A 24,748-nucleotide genomic window follows, 5' to 3' on the forward strand; every position below is an offset into this window, starting at 1 on the left:
GGATCCGGCCGGACGGCGGCATCCAAGACCTGTTGCGGGCGGCAGCGTGAGGGTGCCCGCAACACATGACAGAACACCGTGTCACGGGAACATCGTGGCACTTCAGGGCGTTTTAGCCCGTACAGGGAGGCGGCATGACAGAGACGGCGAGCGGTCCGGCACGAGGTTCCCGAGCCAAGGGCGCCAAGGCCACCAAGGGGCTGCGTATCGAGCGCATCCACACCACCCCCGGCGTGCACCCGTACGACGAGGTGGCCTGGGAGCGCCGTGACGTCGTCATGACCAACTGGCGCGACGGCTCGGTCAACTTCGAGCAGCGTGGCGTCGAGTTCCCCGACTCCTGGTCGGTGAACGCGGTCAACATCGTCACCAGCAAGTACTTCCGTGGTGCCGTCGGCACCCCGCAGCGCGAGGTCAGCCTCAAGCAGCTGATCGACCGCATCGTGAAGACGTACCGGAAGGCCGGTGAGGACTACAAGTACTTCGCCTCGCCCGCCGACGCCGAGATCTTCGAGCACGAGTTGGCGTACGCCCTCCTGCACCAGATCTTCAGCTTCAACAGCCCCGTGTGGTTCAACGTGGGCACCCCGCAGCCCCAGCAGGTCTCCGCCTGCTTCATCCTGTCCGTCGACGACTCCATGGAGTCGATCCTCGACTGGTACAAGGAAGAGGGCATGATCTTCAAGGGCGGTTCCGGCGCCGGCCTGAACCTCTCCCGTATCCGTTCCTCCAAGGAACTGCTCTCCTCCGGCGGCAACGCCTCCGGTCCTGTGTCCTTCATGCGCGGTGCCGACGCCTCGGCCGGAACGATCAAGTCCGGCGGTGCCACCCGCCGCGCCGCCAAGATGGTCATCCTCGACGTCGACCACCCCGACATCGAGGACTTCATCGAGACCAAGGTCAAGGAGGAGGAGAAGATCCGCGCCCTGCGCGACGCGGGCTTCGACATGGACCTGGGCGGCGACGACATCACGTCCGTCCAGTACCAGAACGCCAACAACTCGGTCCGTGTGAACGACGAGTTCATGAAGTCGGTCGAGCAGGGCGGCAAGTTCGGTCTCCGCGCGCGGATGACCGGCGAGGTCATCGAGGAGGTCGAGGCCAAGTCCCTGTTCCGCAAGATGGCCGAGGCCGCGTGGGCCTGCGCCGACCCGGGCATCCAGTACGACGACACGATCAACCGCTGGCACACATGCCCGGAGTCCGGCCGTATCAACGGCTCGAACCCGTGCAGCGAGTACATGCACCTGGACAACACGTCCTGCAACCTCGCCTCGCTGAACCTGATGAAGTTCCTCAAGGACGACGGCAAGGGCACCCAGTCCTTCGACGCCGAGCGCTTCGCCAAGGTCGTCGAGCTCGTCATCACCGCGATGGACATCTCCATCTGCTTCGCGGACTTCCCGACCCAGAAGATCGGCGAGAACACGCGCGCGTTCCGCCAGCTCGGCATCGGCTACGCCAACCTCGGCGCCCTGCTGATGGCGACCGGTCACGCGTACGACTCCAACGGCGGCCGCGCCCTCGCCGGCGCCATCACCTCCCTGATGACCGGCACGTCGTACCGGCGCTCCGCCGAACTCGCCGCGGTCGTCGGCGCGTACGACGGCTACGCCCGCAACGCCGATGCCCACAAGCGCGTCATGAAGCAGCACGCCGACGCCAACGAGACGGCCGTCCGCATGGACGACCTGGACACGCCGGTGTGGGCCGCCGCCACGGAGGCCTGGCAGGACGTCGTCCGCCTCGGCGAGCAGAACGGTTTCCGTAACTCCCAGGCGTCCGTCATCGCCCCGACCGGCACCATCGGTCTCGCGATGTCCTGCGACACCACCGGCCTCGAGCCCGACCTCGCCCTGGTCAAGTTCAAGAAGCTGGTCGGCGGCGGCTCGATGCAGATCGTCAACGGCACCGTTCCGCAGGCCCTGCGCCGCCTGGGCTACCAGGAGGAGCAGATCGAGGCGATCGTCGCCCACATCGCCGAGCACGGCAATGTGATCGACGCCCCCGGCCTCAAGCCCGAGCACTACGAGGTCTTCGACTGCGCCATGGGCGAGCGTGCCATCTCCCCGATGGGCCACGTCCGCATGATGGCCGCGATCCAGCCGTGGATCTCCGGCGCCCTCTCCAAGACGGTCAACATGCCGGAGTCGGCGACCGTCGAAGAGGTCGAGGAGATCTACTTCGAGGCTTGGAAGATGGGCGTCAAGGCGCTCGCCATCTACCGCGACAACTGCAAGGTCGGCCAGCCGCTCTCCGCCAAGACCAAGGAGAAGGAGAAGGCCGAGATCACGGAGAAGGCCGAGGCGACCATCCGCGAGACGGTCGAGAAGGTCGTTGAGTACCGACCGGTCCGCAAGCGCCTCCCGAAGGGTCGTCCCGGAATCACCACGTCCTTCACCGTCGGTGGCGCCGAGGGCTACATGACCGCCAACTCCTACCCGGACGACGGTCTGGGCGAGGTCTTCCTGAAGATGTCCAAGCAGGGCTCCACCCTCGCGGGCATGATGGACGCCTTCTCCATCGCCGTCTCGGTGGGTCTCCAGTACGGCGTGCCCCTGGAGACGTACGTCTCGAAGTTCACGAACATGCGCTTCGAGCCGGCCGGTATGACGGACGACCCGGACGTGCGGATGGCGCAGTCGATCGTCGACTACATCTTCCGCCGCCTTGCGCTGGACTTCCTGCCGTTCGAGACGCGCTCCGCGCTCGGCATCCACTCCGCCGAGGAGCGTCAGCGCCACCTGGAGACGGGTTCGTACGAGCCCTCCGAGGACGAGGTGGACGTCGAGGGCCTGGCCCAGTCGGCGCCGCGCCAGACGGACCTCAAGGCCGTCACCACGCCGAAGGCCGAGTCCGGCGCGGCCCAGCCCGCCCCGAAGCAGGCCCACACCAGCGCCGAACTGGTGGAGATGCAGCTGGGCATCCAGGCGGACGCCCCGCTCTGCTTCTCCTGCGGCACGAAGATGCAGCGGGCCGGCTCCTGCTACATCTGCGAGGGCTGCGGCTCGACGAGCGGCTGCAGCTGACGCCGACGGCAAGCCCTTGAGCTGAGGGGCGCCGGCCATGTGCCGGCGCCCCTTTTCCGTGTCCCTGCGCCCGACGAGACCGCGGCCTCCGCTCGTGACGACACCGCCGAGGTACGACGGTGATATTGGGGAACTGTCCGGGCGGGCCCGTGCCTTCCGGACGGGCGAGCCCGGACCGGTCCCCGGCGGGGCCTCCAACACCGGGCGTGGCGACGATCGCGAGCTTCGCCCCCTACGCCGGGCGGCCCTCAGGGCTGATGCGCCCTGCCCATGTTCCGGGCGAAGGCCGCGGGGTCGTCGTCGGAGCCGTGTATGCCGGGGTGGAAGCTCCACCCGCCGGACCCGTCGCGCACGAACTCCGCGACCGTCGCCGCCGTCGATCCGAGGACGGAGCCGAAGTCGTCCTCGGCCAGGACGTTGTAGCCCTCCCGAATGCGCACGGACGGACTCCGGACATTGACGAAGGTCCGTTCCGCCGTGCGCTGCTGGATGACGATACCGACCACCACGCGCGCGTACCGGGCGTCGAGCCGGTCCAGTTCGAGCGTCATGACCTCGTCCCAGCCGAAACCCTTGCCGTCCTTGCTGTCCCGGTTGAGAAAGATCGTGCCGTCGGGCGAGCGACTGTCGAAGTGCACCAGGTACGCCGGTGCCCCGTACGGGTCGTTCGCCGCGTACGGAGCGGCGACGATATCCAGATCCGTGGGCGACTGGCCCGCCGGACTCGGGTCCCACTTCAGTGCGACCTCGACCTTGCGGATCCCCTTGCTGAAGCCGTTCAACAGGCGTCCCCTTCCCCCTCGCGGCCTCGTGCCCCAACTCCCGGGCGGCTGAGACACGTTGTCCATCGTGCCATGCGCGCGGGGGAGTGCGCGCGGGTGATCTCTGCCGGAGCGTGACCGACGCCACGCCCCATGGCCTTACGATGGCGCGGTGCTGGTCAAGTGGATTCGCTGCACCGTGGTGGACCGCCGCGGCTTCGAGCGGGGGCAGCGAAAGTGGGCGGGGCTTCTGGGGGAGCCGGGGTTTCGGGGACAGGGGGGTGGCTGGAGCCGGCAGCGGCCGGGAGTGGCGCACATCTTCGCCTTCTGGGAGAGCCGTGCCTTCTACGACTCCTTCATGGCCCGCTCCCATGACCGGCTGGCGGCTGCCCAGTCCGGCACGTTCAAGGACGCGCAGGCCAAACTCTTCGAGTACCGGTTCGACGTGAAGACCGGCTTCGAGCCGCGGTTCACGGACTCCGACCTGATCCGTGTCGCCCTCTGTCGTGTCCACGAGGAGCGCGTCGAGCACTTCACGCTGATGCAGGAGAAGGTGTGGAACCCCGCGATGGCCGGCTCACCCGGCATGATCCGGGGGATGTTCGCCGAGGCCCCGGAGCACGAGTTCCTCGTCCTGTCGATGTGGCGGTCGGCCGCCGAGCACGGTAAGTACCGCACCGAGCGGGTGGAGCGCCTCGCCCTGCGGGCCCAGACGGAGACGGACATCGCATCGCTGACCGGCGACATCGTGGAGCTGGAACCGTCCTGGACGGTTTGAAATCCGAACGCGTAAAATGTGTGCCTCTTTGTGACTCATGGTGCGGGATTCGTGTGACGTACGCCGTATGGAGCCCGTACGAGTGCTCGATCGGGCGTCGGCCGATCTAGGGTTTTGGCATGGCACGACCACGGCGCATCGTCCTTGTCCGGCACGGCGAGTCAACGGGCAATGTTGATGACTCCGTGTACGAGCGTGAACCCGACCACGCTCTGGCACTCACCGAGCGGGGCTGGCGGCAGGCGGAGGAGACCGGCAAGCGGATCCGGGAGATCTTCGGGCGGGAGCGGGTGAGCGTGTACGTCTCCCCGTACCGCCGCACGCACGAGACCTTCCGCGCGTTCCATCTCGACCCCGAGCTCATACGGGTGCGCGAGGAACCCCGGCTGCGCGAGCAGGACTGGGGAAACTGGCAGGACCGCGACGACGTACGCGTACAGAAGGCCTACCGGGACGCTTACGGGCACTTCTTCTTCCGCTTCCCCCAGGGAGAGTCCGGCGCCGATGTGTACGACCGGGTCGGCGGCTTCCTGGAGAGTCTGTTCCGCAGCTTCGAGGCCCCCGACCATCCGCCGAACGTCCTGCTGGTGACCCACGGTCTGGCCATGCGGCTGTTCTGCATGCGATGGTTCCACTGGACGGTCGCCGAATTCGAGTCGCTCTCGAACCCGGGGAACGCCGAAATGCGAATGCTCGTTCTCGGGGACGACGGCAAGTACACACTGGACCGGCCCTTCGAGCGCTGGCGGGACCCGGTGCCGCACTGGGTCACCGGTTAGAGTGGCGGGCGATGACCGCTGACTCCTCTTCCTTCGGGCGCCTGGACCGCGCCTTGGCCAGCCTGCGCGGACTCGCGGTGGGAGACGCGCTGGGCTCACAGTTCTTCGTTCCGGCGAACTATCCGCTGCTGAAGCGCCGCGAGCTGCCGCCCGGCTCCTGGCAGTGGACGGACGACACGGAAATGGCCTGCTCCGTGGTCGCCGTCCTTGCCGCACACCACCGCGTCGACCAGGACGCGCTGGCGCTCTCCTTCGCCGAGCACCACGACTTCGACCGGGGCTACGGCCCCGCGGTCAACAGGCTGCTGCGCCTCGTGCGGGAGGGCGGCGACTGGCGTGAGCTGGCTTCCGGCCTGTTCAACGGGCAGGGGTCCTGGGGCAACGGCGCCGCGATGCGGATCGCGCCGCTGGGCGCCTGGTACGCGGACGACCCGGAGCAGGCGACCCACCAGGCCGAGATCTCGGCGTACCCCACGCATCAGCACCGTGAGGCCGTCGTCGGCGCCATGGCCGTCGCCGCGGCGGCCGCGCTGGCCGCCTCCCCCAGCGGCCCGCCCACCCCGGAGGCACTTCTCGACGGGGTCGTCGCCCTGGTGCCGAAGAGCGCCGTCGGTGCGGGCCTGCGTCGCGCCCGGGACATGCTCGACTACGGCGACGCCGGCACCGTCGCGGCCGTTCTGGGCTGCGGACGGCGTACGAGCGCCCATGACACCGTCCCCTTCGCCCTCTGGTCGGCGGCGCGGGCCCTCGGCGACTACGAGACGGCGTTCTGGACGACCTCACAGGTCGGCGGGGACGTGGACACCACCTGCGCCATCGTGGGCGGTGTGCTCGCGTCGGGCAAGGCGGGGACACCGCCAGCCACGTGGGTGGAGCGTACGGAGACGCTGCCGGAGTGGGTGGCCGCGTCCGCCTGATGCCCGTGGGGGCCGCGCTGACGTCCGTGGGGCCGCGCTGATGCCCGTGGGGCCGAGCCTGTCTCGAAAACTCTCTGTGTCCGTCGGGAACTCTGCGTGACGGTCGGGCGTTGTCCTGGCATCAGCCGTGTGGCGTGTGGATGCGCACGGGCGAGGGGTTCCGTGGGTGGCAGGGGGTGTTGGGGTGTCGTTCGTGCTGGTGCTGGTGCTGGTGCTGGTGCTGGTGCTGGTGCTGGTGTTTCTCGTGGCCTTGTCGGCCGAAGTGCGGAAGGCCGGACCGTCGCCCTCGCCGGCTGTCCCCCGGGCGCGGTCCGGCCCTCCGCGGTCCTGTGCGGATCCGGTCGTGTCAGCCGACCGCCGGGCCCGCCGTGCCGGCGAGGGCATCGAGGTCGCTCTTGCGGACCTTGATCACCAACCACGCGGTGGCCAGGGCGAGCACGGCCATCGAGGCGGCGGGAATGAACGCGGTAGAGATGCCGTGGGCGAGCACCTCGTGACCCCAGGGTGCGGGCAGCTGATGGGTCTTGGCGAACTCCGCCTTCTGCTCCGGCGAGCCGTTGGCGAGGAACTTCGGCAGCTGCTTCTTCGCCTCGTCCTTGCTGGCCGAGCCGAAGACCGTGGTGAGGATCGACAGACCCAGCGAACCGCCCACCTGCTGGGTGGCGTTGAGCAGTCCGGACGCGGCACCCGCCTCGTGCTGGGCGACGCCGGAGACGGCTGTCACGGTCACCGTCACGAAGTTCAGCCCCATGCCGAAGCCGAACACCAGCATCGGGCCGAGCACGCCGCCGGCGTACGAGCTGTCGGGGGTGATCAACGACTGCCAGACGAGCCCGATCACGACGAACGTCGCACCGGTCATCATGAACGGCTTGGGGCCGAGCGTGGGCAGGAACCGCTGCGAGAGACCCGCGCCGACCGCGATGGCGACCGTTACGGGCAGGAACGCCAGACCGGCCTTGATCGGGCTGTAGCCCAGCACGTTCTGCACGAACAGCACGATGTAGAAGAACATGCCGAACATCGCGGCCGCCAGGCTCAGCATGATCACGTACGTGCCGGAGCGGTTGCGGTCGGCGAACATCTTCAGCGGGGTGATCGGCTCCTTGGCCCGCATCTCGGTGAGGGCGAAGGCCACCAGCAGGACCACGGCGGCGCCGAAGGAGCCGAGGGTCAGACTGTCGCGCCAGCCGTCCTCCGAGGCCCGGATGAAGCCGTACACGAGCGATGCCATACCGGCTGTCGAGGTCAGCGCGCCCGCGATGTCGAAGCGCCCGGGGTGCCGCTCGGACTCGTTGATGTAGATAGGGGTGAGCGCTGCGATGAGCACGCCGATCGGCACGTTGACGAAGAGCACCCAGCGCCAGTCGAGCCACTCGGTCAGCATGCCGCCCGCGAGCAGGCCGATGGCGCCACCACCGGCGGAGACGGCGGCGAAGACGCCGAACGCCCGGTTCCGCTCCGGCCCTTCGGGGAACGTGGTGGTGATGAGCGCCAGCGAGGTGGGCGACGCGATGGCGCCGCCCATGCCCTGCAAGGCGCGCGCGGCGAGCAGCTGCCAGGGCTCCTGGGCGATGCCGCCGAGCAGCGAGGCGAAGGTGAACAGCAGGATGCCGGTCATGAACACCCGGCGGCGGCCGAGGATGTCACCGGCTCGTGCGCCGAGCAGGAGGAGGCCTCCGAAGGTCAGCGTGTAGGCGCTGACCACCCATGTGAGGTCCGTGGTGCTGAACTTGAGCGCGTCTTGAATGTGCGGGAGAGCGATGTTCACAATCGTCGCGTCGAGTACCACCATGAGTTGGCAGGCCGCGATGACGGTGAGCGCGATGCCGGGGTGACCCTCCCGGCGGGCTGCTCCTGGTTTTTCGTTCTGTATCAGCTGAGAGGTTGTCACTATGGATCCCCCACGAAGGTGTTAGTGAACGCAGGCGTTCACTGTCCGGTCAACGGTAGTGAGTTCTCGACAGAGAACGCAAGCGTTCACTTAGCTCACCGTCGCGCCTCGCGTCCCCCTCTGGCGTCGCGCGATGTGTCCCCAGTCCCGCAATCCCCGCTTCACCCTGCTCGCTGGAGAAACTCAGATGGTTACCTCGCGCTGGACGGCCGCCCCCGCTCGGACGGCCTCCTTTCGCCGGCGCGGCGCCGTGCTCGAACGCGCGATCCTGGACGCCGCGCTGGAGCAGCTCAGCACGGTCGGCTGGAAGGGCCTCACGATGGAGGGTGTCGCCGCCGGCGCCCAGACCGGCAAGGCGGCCGTCTACCGCCGCTGGCCGTCCAAGGAGGATCTTGTCGCCGACGCGCTCCAGGCCGGACTGCCGCGTCTGGAGGAGGCGCCCGACCTGGGCACGGTGCGCGAGGAACTGCTCGCCCTGTGCCGCCAGGCGCGTCGCGCGATGTTCTCGCGACCCGGCTTCGCCCTCCGGGCCGTCATTCACGAATGTGATCCAGTGCAGGCCGAGCGCTTCCATGGCCTGATCTTCGAAGGGGTCGTGGAGCCGACCGTCAGACTGCTGCGCGAGGTCATCACCCGTGGAATAGGGCGGGGAGAGGTTCGCTCCGATGCGGCGAACAGTTATGTCTTCGATGCCATTCCGGCGATGATGATGTACCGGTCCAAGATGTGCTCCAGCGAATGGAGTGACCAGGATCTCGAGGAGATGATCGACCAGTTGATGCTTCCGCTGTTGCGCTCGGACGGGGCCTGATCCGGGGCCGTGTCGGCCCCGTGGCCGACGAGTGAGCCGGGGTGTCGCTCGGGGATCCGGGCGGCGTAGGCTGAGGGCGCCATGCCGTACGAACCGCCCACTCACACCGTCGAGCGCTCCCTCCGCGCCACGACCGGAGCGAAGGTCATTGCCGGTGTCGACGAGGTGGGACGCGGCGCCTGGGCGGGACCTGTCACCGTCTGTGCGGCGGTCACCGGACTCCGTCGGCCGCCCGAGGGCCTCACCGATTCCAAGCTGCTCACCGTCAAGCGCCGCACGGAGCTGTCCGCGGCACTGCTGAACTGGGTGACGGCCTATGCCCTGGGACACGCCTCCCCGGAGGAGATCGACGCTCTGGGGATGACGGCGGCGCTGCGGCTCGCCGCCGTACGGGCCCTGGATGCCCTACCGGTCCGCCCGGACGCGGTGATCCTCGACGGGAAGCACGACTACCTCGGAGCCCCCTGGAAGGTCCGCACGGTGATCAAGGGCGACCGCTCGTGCGTGGCGGTGGCGGCGGCTTCGGTGATCGCCAAGGTTCAGCGCGACAAAATGATGGCCGAACTGGGTATCGACCATGCAGACTTCGGTTTTGCGGACAACGCCGGGTATCCGTCGCCCGTCCACAAGGCCGCACTGGAGGAGCGGGGCCCCACCCCGTACCACCGGTTGTCGTGGGCGTATCTTGATGCGCTGCCCCAGTGGCGGCACCTCAAGAAGGTCCGCAGCTGGGCGGAGGGAAGCGTTCCTGAGATCGAGGGTCAGCTGGGCTTCGATTTCTGACCGTTCCCGCACTGTTGTGCCACCCGGTCGCGCAAGTCGCACCAACGTTTGATAAAAATCAGCTCATGCCTCTCATTCCCGAGGAGCCTCAGATTCACGAGAGTGCCCAGGGTCCCCGCGTCACTCCGGCCAGTGGCCGTACCGCGCCGACCCCTCGCCCCGTACCCGGCCCCCGCCCCGCGGCTCCGTCGCGTCCCGGTCGCCCCGGCCCTCTCCGGCCCGGGCAACCGGTGCAACGTACGCCGCGCGACATGGCCGCCAAGCCGGGCCCGTCGGGTCCGGCCGCTCCCGCCGCGGCCGCGGCGACCCCGCAGATCCAGCTGATCCCGGCCTCTGTCGAGGGCGCCCTCGACGCCGCCGAGGAGGCAGTGGACCTGCTCCTGGACTCGGGCCGTGCCCCCGGTGACGTGCTGGTGATCACCACCGGCGAACCGCACCCGTGGGCCGACCACGAGTTGTCCTTCGGCGAAGCCTCCTACTGGGCCCAGCACGACTCGGGCGACGACGTCTTCTACACGGGTGCCGCCATGGCCTCGCGTGCCGCGTCCCGTCCTGTCGTCGTGGTTGCCGTCAACGGTGGTCCTGCCGCCGCTGCCGCGACCGCCCTTCCGCTGGCCCACGCCCGGGCCGGTGCCCTGCTGATCGTCTGCGGTGACCCGCAGCAGATCAACTCGATGCTGGGCGCGGGCGTCTGAGCCCTGTCGGGCACCTCCGGGAGCACCGGAGGTGCCGAAGGTGCCGTAGCGATGGCACCGGCACGGTGTGGCCTTTGGCGTGTCCGGAATCCGGTGGCGGCCCTGCCCCGCTGAAGGGCGCCCTCCGGATGGACGGGCGGCTCAGGGCTTGGTGGGGGCGTGCGGCGTGAGGACGCCGACGCGCCCTTCGGGCCGCGGGTCCGGGGTGTCGTACCCGTCCCCGCTCCGCGGTGCGGCATCGCGCGGGCGCCGTACCCACTCGCTGTGAACCGGTGCGTACGCGGGTCCCGTGTCCCGCGCGCGGAGGACTCCCGGGGCGCATCGGCGCCGTCGGGGCCGACGGGCGGGGGCATCCTCCCCGAGCCGCCGTGGACCCGCCTTCACCTGCGCGGCGCGCAGCGCTTCGAGAGCGGTCGACCCGGTGCAGGCTCGGTCGGCGCCACACGAACGCGGGCCCGGTACTCCTCAGCGCGCCGCGGCGCGGCGCAGGACGTCCGACATGGCGCCGCCGGTGCGGGGCGACGGGGGCGGCACGTCCGATATGCCGAAGGGCTCAGGTGTCGAGTCCGAGTTCGGGCGGCGGCCACCACGGCCCTCGCCGAGCACCTGCCAGCCGTCGCGGGTCAGCGTGATGTACGCCCCGCAGCGCAGCCCGTGCAGCGTGCAGGCGTCACGTAGCCCCCACATCCACGCCCCGTCCTCCTCCGTCCAACGTGCGTCCCCCTCGCGGCAGTAGAGCAGCACAGCGGTGCGCACCGGTGTGCGGCGCCGCAGATCGTGCGGTATGACGCGGCGCAGCTGGTCCAGCAGGGCGTTGCGGAACATCCAGCCGTCGGCCGGGGCCGGGCGCCGGGTGAACGAGGCGCTCGCCAGGAGCCGTTCCTCAGGGTCGAGGACGGCCACGATCGCCGTCGCCGCCCTGGGGCGGTGCCGCGTGTGCAGCCCGCTGACGACCTCGCGGGGGTTGCGGAGCAGTGGAATGCCGGCGGCCGCCCACTCGGCAGGCTCAAGCAGACGGCTGGCGGACGCGGCGGACGCGGACGTCGACAACGAGGCCACCGAGGACGGAGCGAATCCGAAGGTCACGTTCCTCCCTTCGGCTACGCGCCCATACAGCGGGCGGGGTCGGATTCGGGGGAGCGCACACCGCAGCGAAGCCCATCCGGATCACGAGCGAGCCGTGCGGGGAGCGGACTTCAATTCTTCCTGTCGAACTTGGATGCGGCAACGAGCAATTGGGGCCACCGACTGTTATCTGGTGGTGCGTGGCTTATATCCCTACCTTGTGAGGCGCCTGGCAACGTACGTGACGTTCGAGCACGACACGTGCGTACGTCGCGGACGGGGGCGGCGCCCGCGCATCCGCGGATCAGCCCTGCACGGCCAGGACCAGCGGCAACACCCCCTGCGCCCCGGACCTCCTGAGCAACCGGGCCGCGACCGCCAGGGTCCAGCCGGTCTCCGTGTAGTCGTCCACGAGCAGAACGGAGCCCCTTGCCTCGGTCAGAGCCGCGGCCAGGGCGGGTGGAACGGTCAGCGCGCCGTCGAGGACCTTCAGGCGCTGCGCGCTGTTGCTGCGTGAGCCGCGCGGCACCTCGCCCATGGACTCCACGGTGCCCAGCAGTGGCAGTCTGCCGATCTCCGCGATGTGCGCACCCAGGGACTGGATCAGCCGCGGCCTGGTGCGCGAGGCGACGGTGACGACGCCCACCGGGCGGGGCAGCGCGCCTTCCTCGCCGGAAGCCCAGCCGCCGGGGCCCTTGGCCCAGTCGGCCAGGACGCCCACCACGGCCCTCGCCACATCGTCCGGCACCGGGGCGTCCGGCGCCTGCGGCGCGAGCATCGGCCGCAGCCGGTTGCCCCAGCCGATGTCCGACAGCCGCCCCAACGCCCGCCCCGCCGAAGCCTGTTCCCCGGCCGGAACGCGCCCCTTGAGATCAATGCCGATCGCCGGTAGCCCCGTCGGCCACATGCGACGGGGTTCCACTTCGACTCCCGCGCGGCCCAGATCGACACGCGCCGCGTCCAGCGCGGCCGTTGAGGTGTCCGCCGTGAAACGCGCCCCCGCGCAGTTGTCGCAGCGGCCGCAGGGCTTCGCACCCTCGTCGTCCAGCTGGCGCTGCAGATACTCCATCCGGCAGCCTGTCGTGGACGCGTACTCGCGCATCGCCTGCTGCTCGGCCTGCCTCTGCCGCGCCACCCAGGCGTACCGCTCGGCCTCGTACGTCCACTGCTGACCGGTCGCGATCCAACCACCCTTGACGCGCCTGACCGCCCCGTCGACGTCGAGGACCTTCAGCATGGTCTCCAGACGCGACCGGCGCAGCTCCACCAGCGGTTCCAGGGCGGGCAGGGACAAGGGGCCGGCCGCGCGGGCGAGGACATCCAGGGTGCGGCGCACCAGTTCCTCGGAAGGGAAGGCCAGCGACGCGAAGTACTCCCAGATCGCCTCGTCCTCCTTGCCCGGCAGCAGGAGTACCTCGGCGTGCTCGACACCGCGCCCGGCACGGCCGACCTGCTGGTAGTAGGCGATGGGGGAGGAGGGCGAGCCGAGGTGCACCACGAAGCCGAGGTCGGGCTTGTCGAAGCCCATGCCGAGTGCGGAGGTGGCGATCAGCGCCTTGACCTGGTTGGCGAGCAGATCGTCCTCGGCCTGCTGCCGGTCGGTGTTCTCCGTCTTTCCCGTGTACGAGGCGACGGCGTGTCCCCGCTGCCTGAGGAAGGCGGTGACCTCCTCGGCCGCGGCTACGGTGAGCGTGTAGACGATGCCGGAACCCGGCAGGTCGTCGAGGTGGTCGGCGAGCCAGGCCATGCGGTGTGCGGCGTCCGGCAGCCGCAGCACGTTCAGGCTCAGGCTCTCCCGGTCGAGCGGGCCCCGCAGCACCAGTGCGTCGGACGCGCCACCGGTGCCGAGCTGCTCCGCGACGTCGGCGGTCACCCGCGCGTTGGCCGTGGCCGTGGTGGCCAGTACGGGCACACCCGGCGGGAGGTCGGCGAGCATGGTGCGCAGCCGCCGGTAGTCGGGGCGGAAGTCATGGCCCCAGTCGGAGATGCAGTGGGCCTCGTCCACGACGAGCAGTCCGGTCGCGGCGGCCAGTTTGGGCAGGACCTGGTCGCGGAAGTCGGGGTTGTTGAGGCGTTCCGGACTGACGAGCAGCACGTCGACGTCGCCCGCCGCGATCTCCCCCTGGATGGTGTCCCATTCCTCGGTGTTGGAGGAGTTGATGGTCCGGGCGTGGATGCCGGCGCGGGCTGCCGCCTCCACCTGGTTGCGCATCAGCGCGAGGAGCGGCGAGACGATGACGGTCGGACCGCTGCCCCGGGCACGCAGCAGCGAGGTCGCCACGAAGTAGACGGCGGACTTGCCCCAGCCGGTGCGCTGGACGACCAGGGCCCGGCGCCGGTCGGCGACCAGCGCCTCGATCGCCCGCCACTGGTCCTCGCGCAGTCCGGCCGTGCCCGTGGCGTCCCCGACGAGACGGGCGAGGACGGCGTCGGCCTGCGTCCTGAGGTCCGCGTTGCTCGTGTGCTCCATGCGTCCTATACAACAGGACGGCACTGACATCCGGGCGGTCCGCGGGACGGCGGGCGGAAGCGCACCGGTTGTTTGTCGTGTTCCTGTTCGGACTTATCCACAGGCCCAAGCGGAATCTCGGGATCCGCGAGATCGTCTGCGTATGACGAATCACAGCGAAACGACAGGACCCTCCGAAAACGGCGACATCGCAGGACGAGACGCGCACAGCGGGCGCTCCGCGGACGCGCAGCGAGCGGAGCCAGCGCGCTTCGCGGACCTCGGGCCCACGGCACACGAAAGCCAGGTCACCCTGCGCACCCCGGCCGAACTGGCCGACGCCCTGCCCTATCTGCTCGGCTACCGCCCCGAGGACAGCATCGTGCTGGTGGCCCTGCACGACCGGGGCGGTCGCGGCCGTTTCGGCGGCCGGGCCCGGCTCGGCATTCCCGCGAGCACGGACGACTGGGAGTCGGCCGCCCGTCAGTTGGCCCAGGGCCTGGTGGCCGGCGGCGAGCGCAGGGGCGCCCGGCCCGAGCGGATGGTCGCCTACGTCTGTCAGGAACCGGTGGAGGGTGAGTCGGGCCGGGACGTCATGCGGCGACTGCGTCCGCTCGCCCAGTTGCTGCGCACAGAGTGCGGGCACCTCGACGTGCCGGTCATCGAGGCGGTGTGCATCTCGGACGGCCGCTTCTGGTCCTACTGCTGCCCGAACGAGGGGTGCTGTCCGGACGACGGAACACCGATGGGCCTGCCCGGCACCTCCGTACTCGCGGCCGCGGCCACCTACGCCGGTATCCAAGTGCGCGGCACGCTGCGCGAGTTGCGGGCCAGGTTCCTGCCCTGGGAGACGTCTGCCGCACTGGAACAGGAGATCGTCCTGGACACCATGGGCATGACCGTGGTGCCCAGGATCATCGAGGACGCGACGCGCGCGGAGGTCGCCGAGGAGACCCTCGGCCTCGCCGAGCGGGTCATGGCCCGGCTTGCCGCAGCGCCGTCGGTGTCCGGCATGCTCCCCGCGGACCTTCGCGACGACGAACTGATCACGCACGAGGAGGCGGCGACGCTGATCCTCGGCCTGCAGGACCGCACGACCCGGGACCGCGCCGCGGCATGGATGGAAGGTGACGAGGCCGGTCCGGCGCTGCGTCTGTGGCGTGCGCTGGCCCGCCGATGTGTCGGACCGTACGGCGAACACGCCGCCGCGCCCCTCACCCTCGCGGGCTGGGTCGCCTGGTCGAGCGGCGACGACCTCGAGGCCAGGGAGGCCCTGGCGATGGCCCTGGGCGCGGACCCGGACTACCTGTTCGCCCGCCTTCTGCACCAGGCCTGCAACGAGGGCCTGGACCCGGAGGCGATCCGTCGCTGCCTGCGTGCGGGACGTACGGGAGGCGCGGAGAGGGAGGCCGCTGAGGAGGAGGGGACGGAGGCGGACGCGGCCCCGACTCGGCCGGGTGCCTCGGGGGGTGTCTCCCGCCGACACGACCGCCCTCGTGCCGCCGACGGCGCCGACCGTCAGCCGCGCCCGACACGTGCGAAGGGCCGGCGGCCCCGGACGGACGGCACGCGTCCGCGCACCCCGGCACCAGGCCGTACGCGCCCTGGTGCCTCAAGGCCGGCCAGTACGCGCACGCGTGCTGCCGGGAAGGGCGACACGCGGCGTGACGACGCCGCATCGGGAGGCAATCGGTCCGGAAGCAATGGCTCAGAGGCGGATGCATGAGCAACGGTTGGGGCGTTGCCTCCCTCGCCTGGTGCCTGCTGGTCGCCTGGTGCCTGCTGTCCGGTCGGGGCCGGTGGCGACTGACCGGGCCGACGTGGCCCGGTGGCCGGCTGCCGCCGCATCGGTGTCGGCGCCGGGCTGTGGGTCCGAAGGGTGAAACCGCACTCAAGAACCGCCGCCATTCGGTCGCTTCCCTGATGGGAGGCGTGACCAGGCGGACTTCCGGTCCGTTCACCTGGGTGGTGGTACCCCCGGACGGGCCGCGCCGCCGCACGTCCGATGTTCCTCCGGAGCACGCCACCCGGCGCCGAGCACGTCCGAGGCGCACAGAGCGCAGAAGAAACCGCCCCATGCAACAGCCGACTCCGCCCTTCGCAACCGACGACCACCCCTCTGTCCCTGACAGCCCTGGACCTGTCCCTGACAGCCCTGCACCGTCACCACCCGTCGACGCAGTCCCCCAGCGACCGAACAGCACGGCGGCGCCGGCCCTGCCACAGGCCCCGGGAGCCGACCCCATGCCTGCGCTGTGGCATACCGGGTCTTTTCCCCGGCTCACGGATCCCCGGCTCACGGAAGACCCCCACCGGTCGTCCGCGCGGCAAGGCAGGCCTCCAGCCTCCTCGACGCCCCGGGACCGGCCCTCGTCCGTGCCTGCGCGCCGGGTCCCACGTCCGCTCGCGCCCCCGCCTCAGGGGGCCACCGCAGGCACGCCGCAATCGACCCTCCGCCGCTCCGCCGACCTTCCGCCCACCCACACGGCCTTGATCTGCGTCGCCCTGCCGGGCCTCGCCATCTCCATGGAGGACGGGCAGCTTTCCGGGCGGGGCTTGGAGGGGTTCTTCCGGGCGGGCCGACGGCTTCTTGCGCGCTGCCAGGTCCGTGTGGGCGGACGAGAACCGCTGGCGGTGCAGGCCAGGATGGCCGGAGCGGATCAGGCCCGCTTCGTGGGAACGGTGCGTACCGCCTCGGCCGCCGGACCGGACCCGGACGTCGTCGTCGAGCGGATCCGGCACGCCGACGGCGCCGAACGCATCTCCTTCCACAGCGCTGCCCTGCGCCCGCTGCGGCTGCCGGTCGAGGTGTCCCTCGGGACGGACCTCACGGACCTGAGCGCCATCGCCTCCGGCAACGCGGGCCCCGAACTGCCCGCCACCGTCCACGACGCCGGCCTGCGCTGGACCTGCGCCACGGGGACCTCCACCGTCACGGCCGCCCCGCCACCTGCCGACGCCCTGGCCTCGGCGGGACTGCTGCGCTGGGAGTTCGAACTGCCACCAGGTGCAACGGTGACCGTGGAACTGCGCGTACGGCCGGGCGGGGCGGGACTGCTCAGGGCGGCGGGCCGTGCGGCGACGAACCCCCTGGCGCACGCCCGGGCGGCGGGTGACGACCCCAGGGTCGCGCCCCTGATGCGGACGAGCATCGAGGATCTCCGGGCCCTGCTGCTGCGGGATCCGGCCCACCCCACCGACACCTATCTCGCGGCAGGGGCGCCCTGGCGCTGCGGCACGGCCCCGGCCGAGGCACTCGCCGCCGCGCGCATGACGCTGCCACTCGGCACCAGGCTCGCCGTCGGCACACTGCGCACCCTCGCCCGTACCCAACTCACCGGTGCGGGACCGCAGACGGGCATGATCCCCGGACCGCGACGCGATGCGGGCACGCATGTGCCGCCCGGCTGCACGGGCACGGAAGCCACACTGCTGTTCCCGGTTCTGCTCGCGGAGGCCCGCCGCTGGGGGCTCCCGGAACAGGAGGCCGAGGAACTGGTGCCCACGGCCGAGTGGTGTCTGACCTGGCTGCGCACCACCGTGCGCGGCAGCACGTACCTGTGCGACCCACAGCCCGCAGGCCCCGTCCGCTGCGAGACCCAGGCCCACGCCCATCGCGCGGCACTGCTCGGCGCCGATCTCCTGGAGGCGTATGGCAGACCCGGCGGCACCGAACTACGCCAGTGGGCGGGGCAACTTCGGACGGCGTTCCAAAGCGACTTCTGGTTCGAGGACCGTGGCGGTGGTCGTCCGGCGGCGGCCCGTGCCCCGGACGGACGCCTGCTCCCGCACCTCGGCGCCACCAGCGCCCACCTCCTCGACACCGGTCTGCTCGGTGCTGGAGAACTGGCGCCCGGTCTGCTCGACAGAGCGCAGACCGACCAGCTCGCCCGGCTGCTCGGCGGCCCCGCGCTGGACTCGGGCTGGGGGCTGCGCGGACTGGGCACGAAGGAGGCGGGACACAACCCGTTCGGCCACCGGACCGGGGCCGTACGCGTCCACGAGACGGCGCTCGCCGTCGCCGGACTGGCCGCCGCGGGCCATGAGCAGGAGGCGTGCGGCCTGCTGCGCGGTGTCCTGGCGGCTGCCGAGCGCTTCGGCCACCGGTTGCCCGAGATGTACGCGGGCGAGCAGCGCTGCGAGGGGAGCGCACCCGTTCCCCACCCGGCGGCCTGTCGTCCGGCGGCCGTGGCGGCGGCCTCCGGGGTCCTGCTGCTCACCGCGCTCGCGGGTATCCGCCCCGATGCCCCGGCCCGGACGATCACGCTGCGCCCCGTGCGGAGTGTGCCCCTGGGCGAGATCGGCTTCACGGGGCTGCGGATCGCCGGGGCCCCGTTCGCCGTACGGGTCAGCCGACTCGGACTCGCCATGGTCGAGGAGGCGGCGGAGGGCCTGCAGTTGGGACTGTGACGTCGTACGACACGACCCGTGCGAAGCGCGCGAGCAGACTCGTGGCTCCCGTGCCGGACGGAAGTGGATCAGCCGTCGATGCGGCTCAAGAAGGGAGTGTTTATCGTCAGGCAGACGACTATGATCGCCGCATGCCCTACGACCCGTCAGCGTTTCCGCCCTTTGCCGTCACCGTGGACCTGGTCGTGCTGACCGTGCGCCGCCATGCCCTGTGCGCGCTGGCGGTGCGCAGGGGTGAGCCGCCGTTCCAGGGGCGCTGGGCGCTGCCCGGCGGCTTCGTACGGGCGGACGAGGACCTGGCGCAGGCCGCGGCCCGCGAGCTGGCCGAGGAGACGGGGCTGCACGCCCACGACCCTTCCGCCCCCGTCCAGGGCGGCGGCGCCCACCTCGAGCAGCTCGCCACCTACGGCGACCCCAAGCGGGACCCGCGCATGCGAGTGGTCAGCGTCGCGCACCTCGCCCTCGCCCCCGACCTGCCGGCACCCCGGGCGGGAGGCGACGCCAGCAACGCGCGCTGGGCACCGGTGGAGGAACTGCTCCAGCAGGGCGGATACGGCCGTGACGGCGAGCCGGTGGCGCCGCTCGCCTTCGACCACGCCCAGATCCTGGCCGACGGGGTCGAGCGGGCCCGTTCCAAGATCGAGTACTCGTCGCTGGCCACCGCGTTCTGCCCGCCCGAGTTCACCGTCGGAGAGCTGCGCCGTGTGTACGAGGCCGTCTGGGGCGTGGCCCTCGACCCGCGCAACTTCCACCGCAAGGTGACCGGCACTCCTGGATTCCTCGTCCCCGCCGGTGGTACGACCACACGCCAGGGCGGCCGCCCGGCCCAGCTTTTCCGCGCGGGCGGCGCCACACTGCTCAACCCCCCGATGCTGCGCCCGGAGGTCTGACACCGCGGCGACGGAGACCGGACCGGCGGCTCCGGCGGGTGGATGGGGTGATACCCGAAATATTGGACGAAGCGCGCTATCTTGCTTCAGGTGATCCAGGCCTTCGGACTGACCAGCAACCCCCGCAAGGCGAACCCGCCCGCCGTCGACGACGTCTCGTTCGAGGCGTGCGCAGGCCGTGTCACCGCGCTCCTCGGGGCATCGGGCGCGGGCAAGACGACGGCACTCCGGTTGATGCTCGAACTCCAACAGGGCCGCGGGATCACCTGCTTCAGGGGCCGGCCTCTGCACCGCATCACCCACCCCTCACGCGAAGTCGGCGTCCTCCTCGGCGATGTGCCCGGGCATCCGGCCCGCTCGGTCCGGGGGCACCTGCGCATGCTGTGCGCCGCGGCGGGGGTCCCCGCCCGGCGCGCCGACGAGGTCCTCGAAGTGGTCGGCCTCGCAGGCCTGCGCGAGGAGCGCCTGGGCACACTGTCCCGGGGCATGGACCGCCGGCTCGGTCTGGCCTGCGTCCTGCTGTCCGATCCGCACACCCTCGTGCTGGACGACCCCGCGCGCGGGCTGTCGGCCCGCGAGGCCCGGTGGCTGCACGGCATGCTTCGGGCGCACGCGAGCCAGGGCGGCACGGTCCTGTTCGCCACGGCCGACCCCAAGGAAGCCGCGCGCACCGCCGACCAAGTCGTCACCCTGGAGGGCGGAAGGCTCGTCGCCGACCAGGAGGCGGCGGAGTTCGGCCGCACCCGCCTACGCCCCCGCGTGGCCGTCCGCAGCCCGCATGCCGCCCGCCTGGCCGCCGTACTCACCAAGGAGGCCCGCACTGCCCGGCGCTCCGTCGAGGTCGTGCACGAGGGCGGCAACCGCCTCTCCGTGTACGGCAGTACGACCGCCGACGTGGGCGAGGCCGCGTTCCGCCACGGCATCCTCGTCCATCAACTCGCGGACGAGACGGGTGACATGGGCCCCGGGGCCGGAGTGCCGACGGCTGACGGATCCCACCCGGCCGACGGATCGGCGGAGGCGAACAGTCCGGCAGCCGCCGACGAGCCGGCGACCGCCGAACAGGCGAGGACTCCCGGCGGCGCGCCGGCCGTGGAGCAGACGGAGCAGGTTGGCGGCCCGGGGGCGGCGGATGGGCCCAAGGCGTTCGGCCGTGCGGTGACGACGGATCAGACGACGACGTCGGACGGTCCGGCTGCGGCACATGGGCCGAAGACGCCTGATGATCCCGCCGCCGCAGACCGACCGGAAAAGCCCGGCGACGCAGCCGCCACCGACCGGTCGCAGATCCTCGACGACCTCCCTGAACTGAGCCAACCGCAGACCCTCGACGAGCCCAACGTGCCGCATCAGTCGCGGTCCGACCCCGGTCCGCCCGCTCCGCCGGCCGCAGTACCCGCAGGGCCTCCCGCCGCCCCGGTCTCCGCCGCCGAGAGCGAGCAGCCCCAGGTTAGCGGCGTGCGCACCGCCGATGTGGAGGTAACCGACGACAGCGCCCCGTCCACCACTGCCGCGCATCGCCACCACGCGTCCGGAACCCGGCTCCGGACCGGTCACTCACGCCCCGCCGACTCCCTCGCTCCCGGTGATCCGTCCCCCCTCCCGCCCCCCATCTCCGTCCGCCCCGCCCCCAGCCCCCTCCGCCCCCTCCGCTACGAACTCCGCCGGGCCGCCGGCATCGGCACGGGCTTCGTTACCTGCGGTGCCGTGCTCGTGGTGTCCGCGCTCACCGCCGTACTGCTGGCCCGACTCGGCCACACCACGCAGGCTCGGCTGTTCGCGGCGTGGCCCGAGGAGCTGCCCCTGCCGCCCGCGGCGCTCGGTGCGGGGCTGCTCGGCGCGCTGGCCTTCGGTGACGAGTTCCGTCATCCCGCCCTGGCGGCCGACCGCGGCACCGTGCCCCGTCGGCTGGGCCTGCTCACCGCGAAACTCGTCGTCTCCGGTGCCACGGCGCTGATGCTGGCCTTCCTCACCGTGGGCTGCGACGCCGAGTCGCTCTATCTCGTATACGGCCGGGAGCTCACGCAGGTTCCCGCCGACTGGCTTTCGGCGACCGCGAGTTGGTTCGGACTCGTGATCGGGTGTGCCTGGGCCGGAGTGCTGGCCGCGGGTGTCTTCCGGTCCACCGCGGCCGGGCTCGCCGCGGTGCTCGCCGTGCCCGTCGTGGTCGTGCCCCTGGTGCAGAAGGTGCTGCAGGGGCCCGCGGTGCGGATGGCGGCGGGGTTTCCCGGACGGATGCGGGAGGTGTTCCTGCTGCAGTGGCCGTTCGGGGGGGAGCGATATCTGACCGTGGCGGCCCGGGTGCTCGTCCAACCCGTGGGCGGCGCCCTCACGTTGTCGCTGACCGCCCTGCTCTGCGCGTATGTGCTGACGACCCTGCGGAGCAGGGTCCGATGACGACCTCCGTACGCTTCGGGTCCGCCCGTGCACACAACCTCCCGGAGAACGCCCATTTCTTTCCGATAAGGCGTCAATTGCGACGGGGTGAGCGATCACCCTTTCGTGTGCTTTTCACCAAAGACCTCAAGGGAGTTGGAGACGGCGCCGACAAAGGATCCGTGAGTACCCTTGCGCACACCATGATGACCGCCGCCCGCCCCGCAGACTCCGGTCTGGTCGGCCCGGGCGAACTCGACCGCTACCCCTACGCGGAGGCCCCCGCCACCGACCGCGTCGGAGCGCCTGTCTGGGACGGTGCGGAACCCGAGCTGGGCCGGGTGGGCCGGCGTGCCGCGGGCAGCCGCGGACGCGGACTGCACGGCCAACTCGTTCAGCAACTGGGCCAGATGATCGTCTCGGGCGACCTGGGCGCGGACCGCCCGCTCGTCCCGGAGGAGATCGGCCAGCGCTTCGAGGTCTCCCGCACCGTAGTCCGCGAGTCCCTCCGGGTCCTGGAGGCCAAGGGCCTGGTCAGCGCCCGCCCGAACGTCGGCACGCGCGTGCGTCCCGTCAGCGACTGGAACCTTCTCGACCCGGACATCATCGAGTGGCGGGCCTTCGGGCCGCAGCGCGACGACCAGCGGCGCGAGCTGAGCGAGCTGCGCTGGACGATCGAGCCGCTCGCCGCGCGCCTCGCCGCCGGGCACGGGCGCGAGGACGTCCAGCAGCGCCTCTCCGACATGGTCGAGATCATGAGCCACGCCATGGGACAGGGTGACGCACTCACCTTCTCCCGCGCCGACTCCGAGTTCCACACGCTGCTCATCCAGATCGCGGGCAACCGCATGCTGGAGCACCTCTCCGGCATCGTGTCGGCCGCCCTGCAGGTCTCCGGCGGCCCAGTCACCGGTTGCGATCGGCCGAACGAGGGGTCCCTGGCCCAGCACGCGCGGATCGTCGACGCCCTGGGCACCGGCGACGGCGCGGCGGCCGAGGCGGCCATGCGGCAACTGCTGACCGTTCATCCCGAGGTGGAGCGCGTGGTGCCCGCGCCACGCGAACACTGAGCCCGCCCCGCGGGCGGTGCGGTCGGTGAGTGCCGCGTTCTTGTGGCTGCGCCGGGCCCCGGAACCCGTCTGCCGCCGGACCCCGCCGGACCCTCAGAAGTCCGGCGGGGTCCGGCGGTGCGACGAGGTGGCATATGCGTCGGAGCGGCCCCGGTCAAGGGCATCGGTGACATCCTCTGCCCGTGTCTGACCGTTTTTGAGTGGTTACGCGGTGTGACTCGGGCCACGCAGATTGGACGTAACGCTCACGGGATCAGCGCGATGACTTAAGAGGTGACAGCCGCGGAGGGAATATGGACGCCGTTCATGGCGCTGTGAGTCTTCCCGGCCCCCGCCCGCGCCGTCGGCCCATCCCCAAGCCGGCGGTCGGCTCCAGTCCGTTTGGACGGGGCCGGAAGCCGTTTTCCAACGTTCCGAGAGGTTGTTCGTGTCGGCCAGCACATCCCGTACGCTCCCGCCGGAGATTGCCGAATCCGTCTCTGTCATGGCGCTCATCGAGCGGGGAAAGGCTGAGGGGCAGATCGCCGGCGATGACGTGCGTCGGGCCTTCGAAGCTGACCAGATTCCGGCCACTCAGTGGAAGAACGTACTGCGCAGCCTCAACCAGATCCTCGAGGAAGAGGGTGTGACGCTGATGGTCAGTGCCGCGGAGCCCAAGCGCACCCGAAAGAGCGTCGCAGCGAAGAGTCCGGCCAAGCGCACCGCCACCAAGACAGTCGCGGCGAAGACGGTGACCACCAGGAAGGCCACCGCCAGCACGGCTGCCCCGGTCGCGCCCGCCGAACCTGCCGCCGTCGACCCCGCCGAGGAAGCCGCACCCGCCAAGAAGGCCGCTGCCAAGAAGACGACCGCCAAGAAGGCTGTCGCGAAGAAGACCGTCGCCAAGAAGACGGCGGCCAAGAAGACCACCGCCAAGAAGGACGACGGCGAGCTCATCGAGGAAGAGGTGCTCGAGGACGCCAAGGGCACCGAGGAGCCCGAGGGCACCGAGAGCGCGGGCTTCGTGCTGTCCGACGAGGACGAGGACGACGCGCCCGCGCAGCAGGTCGCCGCGGCCGGCGCCACCGCCGACCCGGTCAAGGACTACCTCAAGCAGATCGGCAAGGTCCCCCTGCTCAACGCCGAGCAGGAGGTCGAGCTCGCCAAGCGCATCGAGGCCGGTCTGTTCGCCGAGGACAAGCTGGCGAACGCCGACAAGCTCGCGCCGAAGCTCAAGCGCGAGCTGGAGATCATCGCGGAGGACGGCCGCCGCGCCAAGAACCACCTCCTGGAGGCCAACCTCCGTCTGGTGGTCTCTCTGGCCAAGCGCTACACCGGCCGCGGCATGCTATTCCTGGACCTCATCCAGGAGGGCAACCTCGGTCTGATCCGCGCGGTCGAGAAGTTCGACTACACCAAGGGCTACAAGTTCTCCACGTACGCCACCTGGTGGATCCGTCAGGCCATCACCCGCGCGATGGCCGACCAGGCCCGCACCATCCGTATCCCGGTGCACATGGTCGAGGTCATCAACAAGCTCGCGCGCGTGCAGCGCCAGATGCTCCAGGACCTGGGTCGCGAGCCCACCCCGGAGGAGCTGGCCAAGGAGCTCGACATGACCCCGGAGAAGGTCATCGAGGTCCAGAAGTACGGCCGCGAGCCCATCTCGCTGCACACCCCGCTGGGCGAGGACGGCGACAGCGAGTTCGGTGACCTCATCGAGGACTCCGAGGCCGTCGTCCCGGCCGACGCGGTCAGCTTCACGCTCCTCCAGGAGCAGCTGCACTCCGTCCTCGACACCCTGTCCGAGCGCGAGGCGGGCGTCGTGTCCATGCGTTTCGGTCTCACCGACGGTCAGCCGAAGACCCTCGACGAGATCGGCAAGGTGTATGGCGTGACGCGTGAGCGGATCCGCCAGATCGAGTCCAAGACCATGTCGAAGCTGCGCCACCCGTCGCGTTCCCAGGTGCTGCGCGACTACCTCGACTAGGTCACCCTCGTACGACCTCGACGGCCTGGTCTCCCCGTGGGGGGCCGGGCCGTCGCGCTGCGCGGTGCGGCG

17 protein-coding genes are annotated in these 24,748 nt (G+C 70.8%); 13 read left to right on the plus strand and 4 right to left on the minus strand.

The annotated features are described in order from the left end of the window. The first annotated feature begins 134 nt into the window (after positions 1-134). A complete protein-coding gene (locus tag N8I87_RS30045; RefSeq protein WP_263213420.1) occupies positions 135-3,029 on the plus strand; it encodes a vitamin B12-dependent ribonucleotide reductase in 2,895 nt (964 codons plus the stop codon). A 248-nt stretch (positions 3,030-3,277) separates the two neighbouring features. On the opposite strand, the gene N8I87_RS30050 is transcribed toward N8I87_RS30045, so the two are convergent. Continuing rightward, positions 3,278-3,811, minus strand: a complete 534-nt coding sequence (locus tag N8I87_RS30050; protein WP_263213422.1) for a TerD family protein — start codon at positions 3,809-3,811, stop codon at positions 3,278-3,280. A gap of 151 nt (positions 3,812-3,962) precedes the next feature. Between N8I87_RS30050 and N8I87_RS30055 the strand changes: the two genes are divergently transcribed. From N8I87_RS30055 to N8I87_RS30065, 3 genes are all read left to right on the plus strand, one after another. Continuing rightward, positions 3,963-4,568 carry a YdbC family protein gene (locus N8I87_RS30055; protein WP_263213424.1) on the plus strand — a complete coding sequence of 202 codons (606 nt, stop codon included), beginning with the start codon at positions 3,963-3,965 and terminating at the stop codon, positions 4,566-4,568. Positions 4,569-4,687: 119 nt separating this feature from the next. Further along, positions 4,688-5,347 carry a histidine phosphatase family protein gene (locus tag N8I87_RS30060; RefSeq protein ID WP_263213425.1) on the plus strand — a complete coding sequence of 220 codons (660 nt, stop codon included), beginning with the start codon at positions 4,688-4,690 and terminating at the stop codon, positions 5,345-5,347. 11 nt (positions 5,348-5,358) lie between these two features. Beyond that, positions 5,359-6,264: an ADP-ribosylglycohydrolase family protein gene (locus N8I87_RS30065; RefSeq protein ID WP_263213426.1), complete on the plus strand. Its 906-nt coding sequence runs from the start codon at positions 5,359-5,361 to the stop codon at positions 6,262-6,264. A 346-nt stretch (positions 6,265-6,610) separates the two neighbouring features. Here the strand turns inward: N8I87_RS30065 and N8I87_RS30070 are convergent, their stop codons facing one another. Further along, entirely contained in the window at positions 6,611-8,158 is a 1,548-nt protein-coding gene (locus N8I87_RS30070) for an MFS transporter (protein ID WP_263213427.1), read from the minus strand. A gap of 187 nt (positions 8,159-8,345) precedes the next feature. On the opposite strand from N8I87_RS30070, the gene N8I87_RS30075 reads away from it, so the two are divergent. The 3 genes from N8I87_RS30075 to N8I87_RS30085 all read left to right on the plus strand — a co-directional run bounded on the left by N8I87_RS30075 (position 8,346) and on the right by N8I87_RS30085 (position 10,447). Continuing rightward, the gene (locus N8I87_RS30075) at positions 8,346-8,969 is read left to right on the plus strand and encodes a TetR/AcrR family transcriptional regulator (RefSeq protein WP_263213429.1); all 624 of its coding nucleotides are present in this window, start codon (positions 8,346-8,348) and stop codon (positions 8,967-8,969) included. Between the two features lie 81 nt (positions 8,970-9,050). Beyond that, a complete protein-coding gene (rnhB, locus tag N8I87_RS30080) occupies positions 9,051-9,752 on the plus strand; it encodes a ribonuclease HII (RefSeq protein WP_263213431.1) in 702 nt (233 codons plus the stop codon). Positions 9,753-9,817: 65 nt separating this feature from the next. Then, positions 9,818-10,447 (plus strand): hypothetical protein, encoded by a 630-nt coding sequence (locus tag N8I87_RS30085; RefSeq protein WP_263213433.1) that lies wholly within the window; start codon positions 9,818-9,820, stop codon positions 10,445-10,447. Positions 10,448-10,912: 465 nt separating this feature from the next. Here the strand turns inward: N8I87_RS30085 and N8I87_RS30090 are convergent, their stop codons facing one another. Next, positions 10,913-11,533, minus strand: a complete 621-nt coding sequence (locus N8I87_RS30090; RefSeq protein WP_263213434.1) for a hypothetical protein — start codon at positions 11,531-11,533, stop codon at positions 10,913-10,915. A 283-nt stretch (positions 11,534-11,816) separates the two neighbouring features. Next, a complete protein-coding gene (locus tag N8I87_RS30095) occupies positions 11,817-13,982 on the minus strand; it encodes a RecQ family ATP-dependent DNA helicase (protein WP_263213436.1) in 2,166 nt (721 codons plus the stop codon). Between the two features lie 142 nt (positions 13,983-14,124). Between N8I87_RS30095 and N8I87_RS30100 the strand changes: the two genes are divergently transcribed. The 6 genes from N8I87_RS30100 to N8I87_RS30125 all read left to right on the plus strand — a co-directional run bounded on the left by N8I87_RS30100 (position 14,125) and on the right by N8I87_RS30125 (position 24,676). Further along, the gene (locus N8I87_RS30100) at positions 14,125-15,687 is read left to right on the plus strand and encodes a DUF4192 domain-containing protein (protein ID WP_263213437.1); all 1,563 of its coding nucleotides are present in this window, start codon (positions 14,125-14,127) and stop codon (positions 15,685-15,687) included. An 800-nt stretch (positions 15,688-16,487) separates the two neighbouring features. Beyond that, entirely contained in the window at positions 16,488-18,371 is a 1,884-nt protein-coding gene (locus N8I87_RS30105) for a glycogen debranching N-terminal domain-containing protein (protein WP_263216737.1), read from the plus strand. 131 nt (positions 18,372-18,502) lie between these two features. Further along, positions 18,503-19,261: an NUDIX hydrolase gene (locus N8I87_RS30110; protein WP_263213438.1), complete on the plus strand. Its 759-nt coding sequence runs from the start codon at positions 18,503-18,505 to the stop codon at positions 19,259-19,261. A gap of 90 nt (positions 19,262-19,351) precedes the next feature. Beyond that, entirely contained in the window at positions 19,352-21,658 is a 2,307-nt protein-coding gene (locus N8I87_RS30115) for an ATP-binding cassette domain-containing protein (RefSeq protein ID WP_263213440.1), read from the plus strand. Between the two features lie 161 nt (positions 21,659-21,819). Next, the gene (locus tag N8I87_RS30120; RefSeq protein WP_263213442.1) at positions 21,820-22,707 is read left to right on the plus strand and encodes a FadR/GntR family transcriptional regulator; all 888 of its coding nucleotides are present in this window, start codon (positions 21,820-21,822) and stop codon (positions 22,705-22,707) included. Positions 22,708-23,134: 427 nt separating this feature from the next. Further along, positions 23,135-24,676, plus strand: coding sequence for an RNA polymerase sigma factor (locus N8I87_RS30125; RefSeq protein ID WP_263213443.1), 1,542 nt, complete (start codon positions 23,135-23,137; stop codon positions 24,674-24,676). Positions 24,677-24,748: the final 72 nt, after the last annotated feature.

Source organism: Streptomyces sp. HUAS 15-9 (genome assembly GCF_025642155.1).
Classification (GTDB): Bacteria; Actinomycetota; Actinomycetes; order Streptomycetales; family Streptomycetaceae; genus Streptomyces.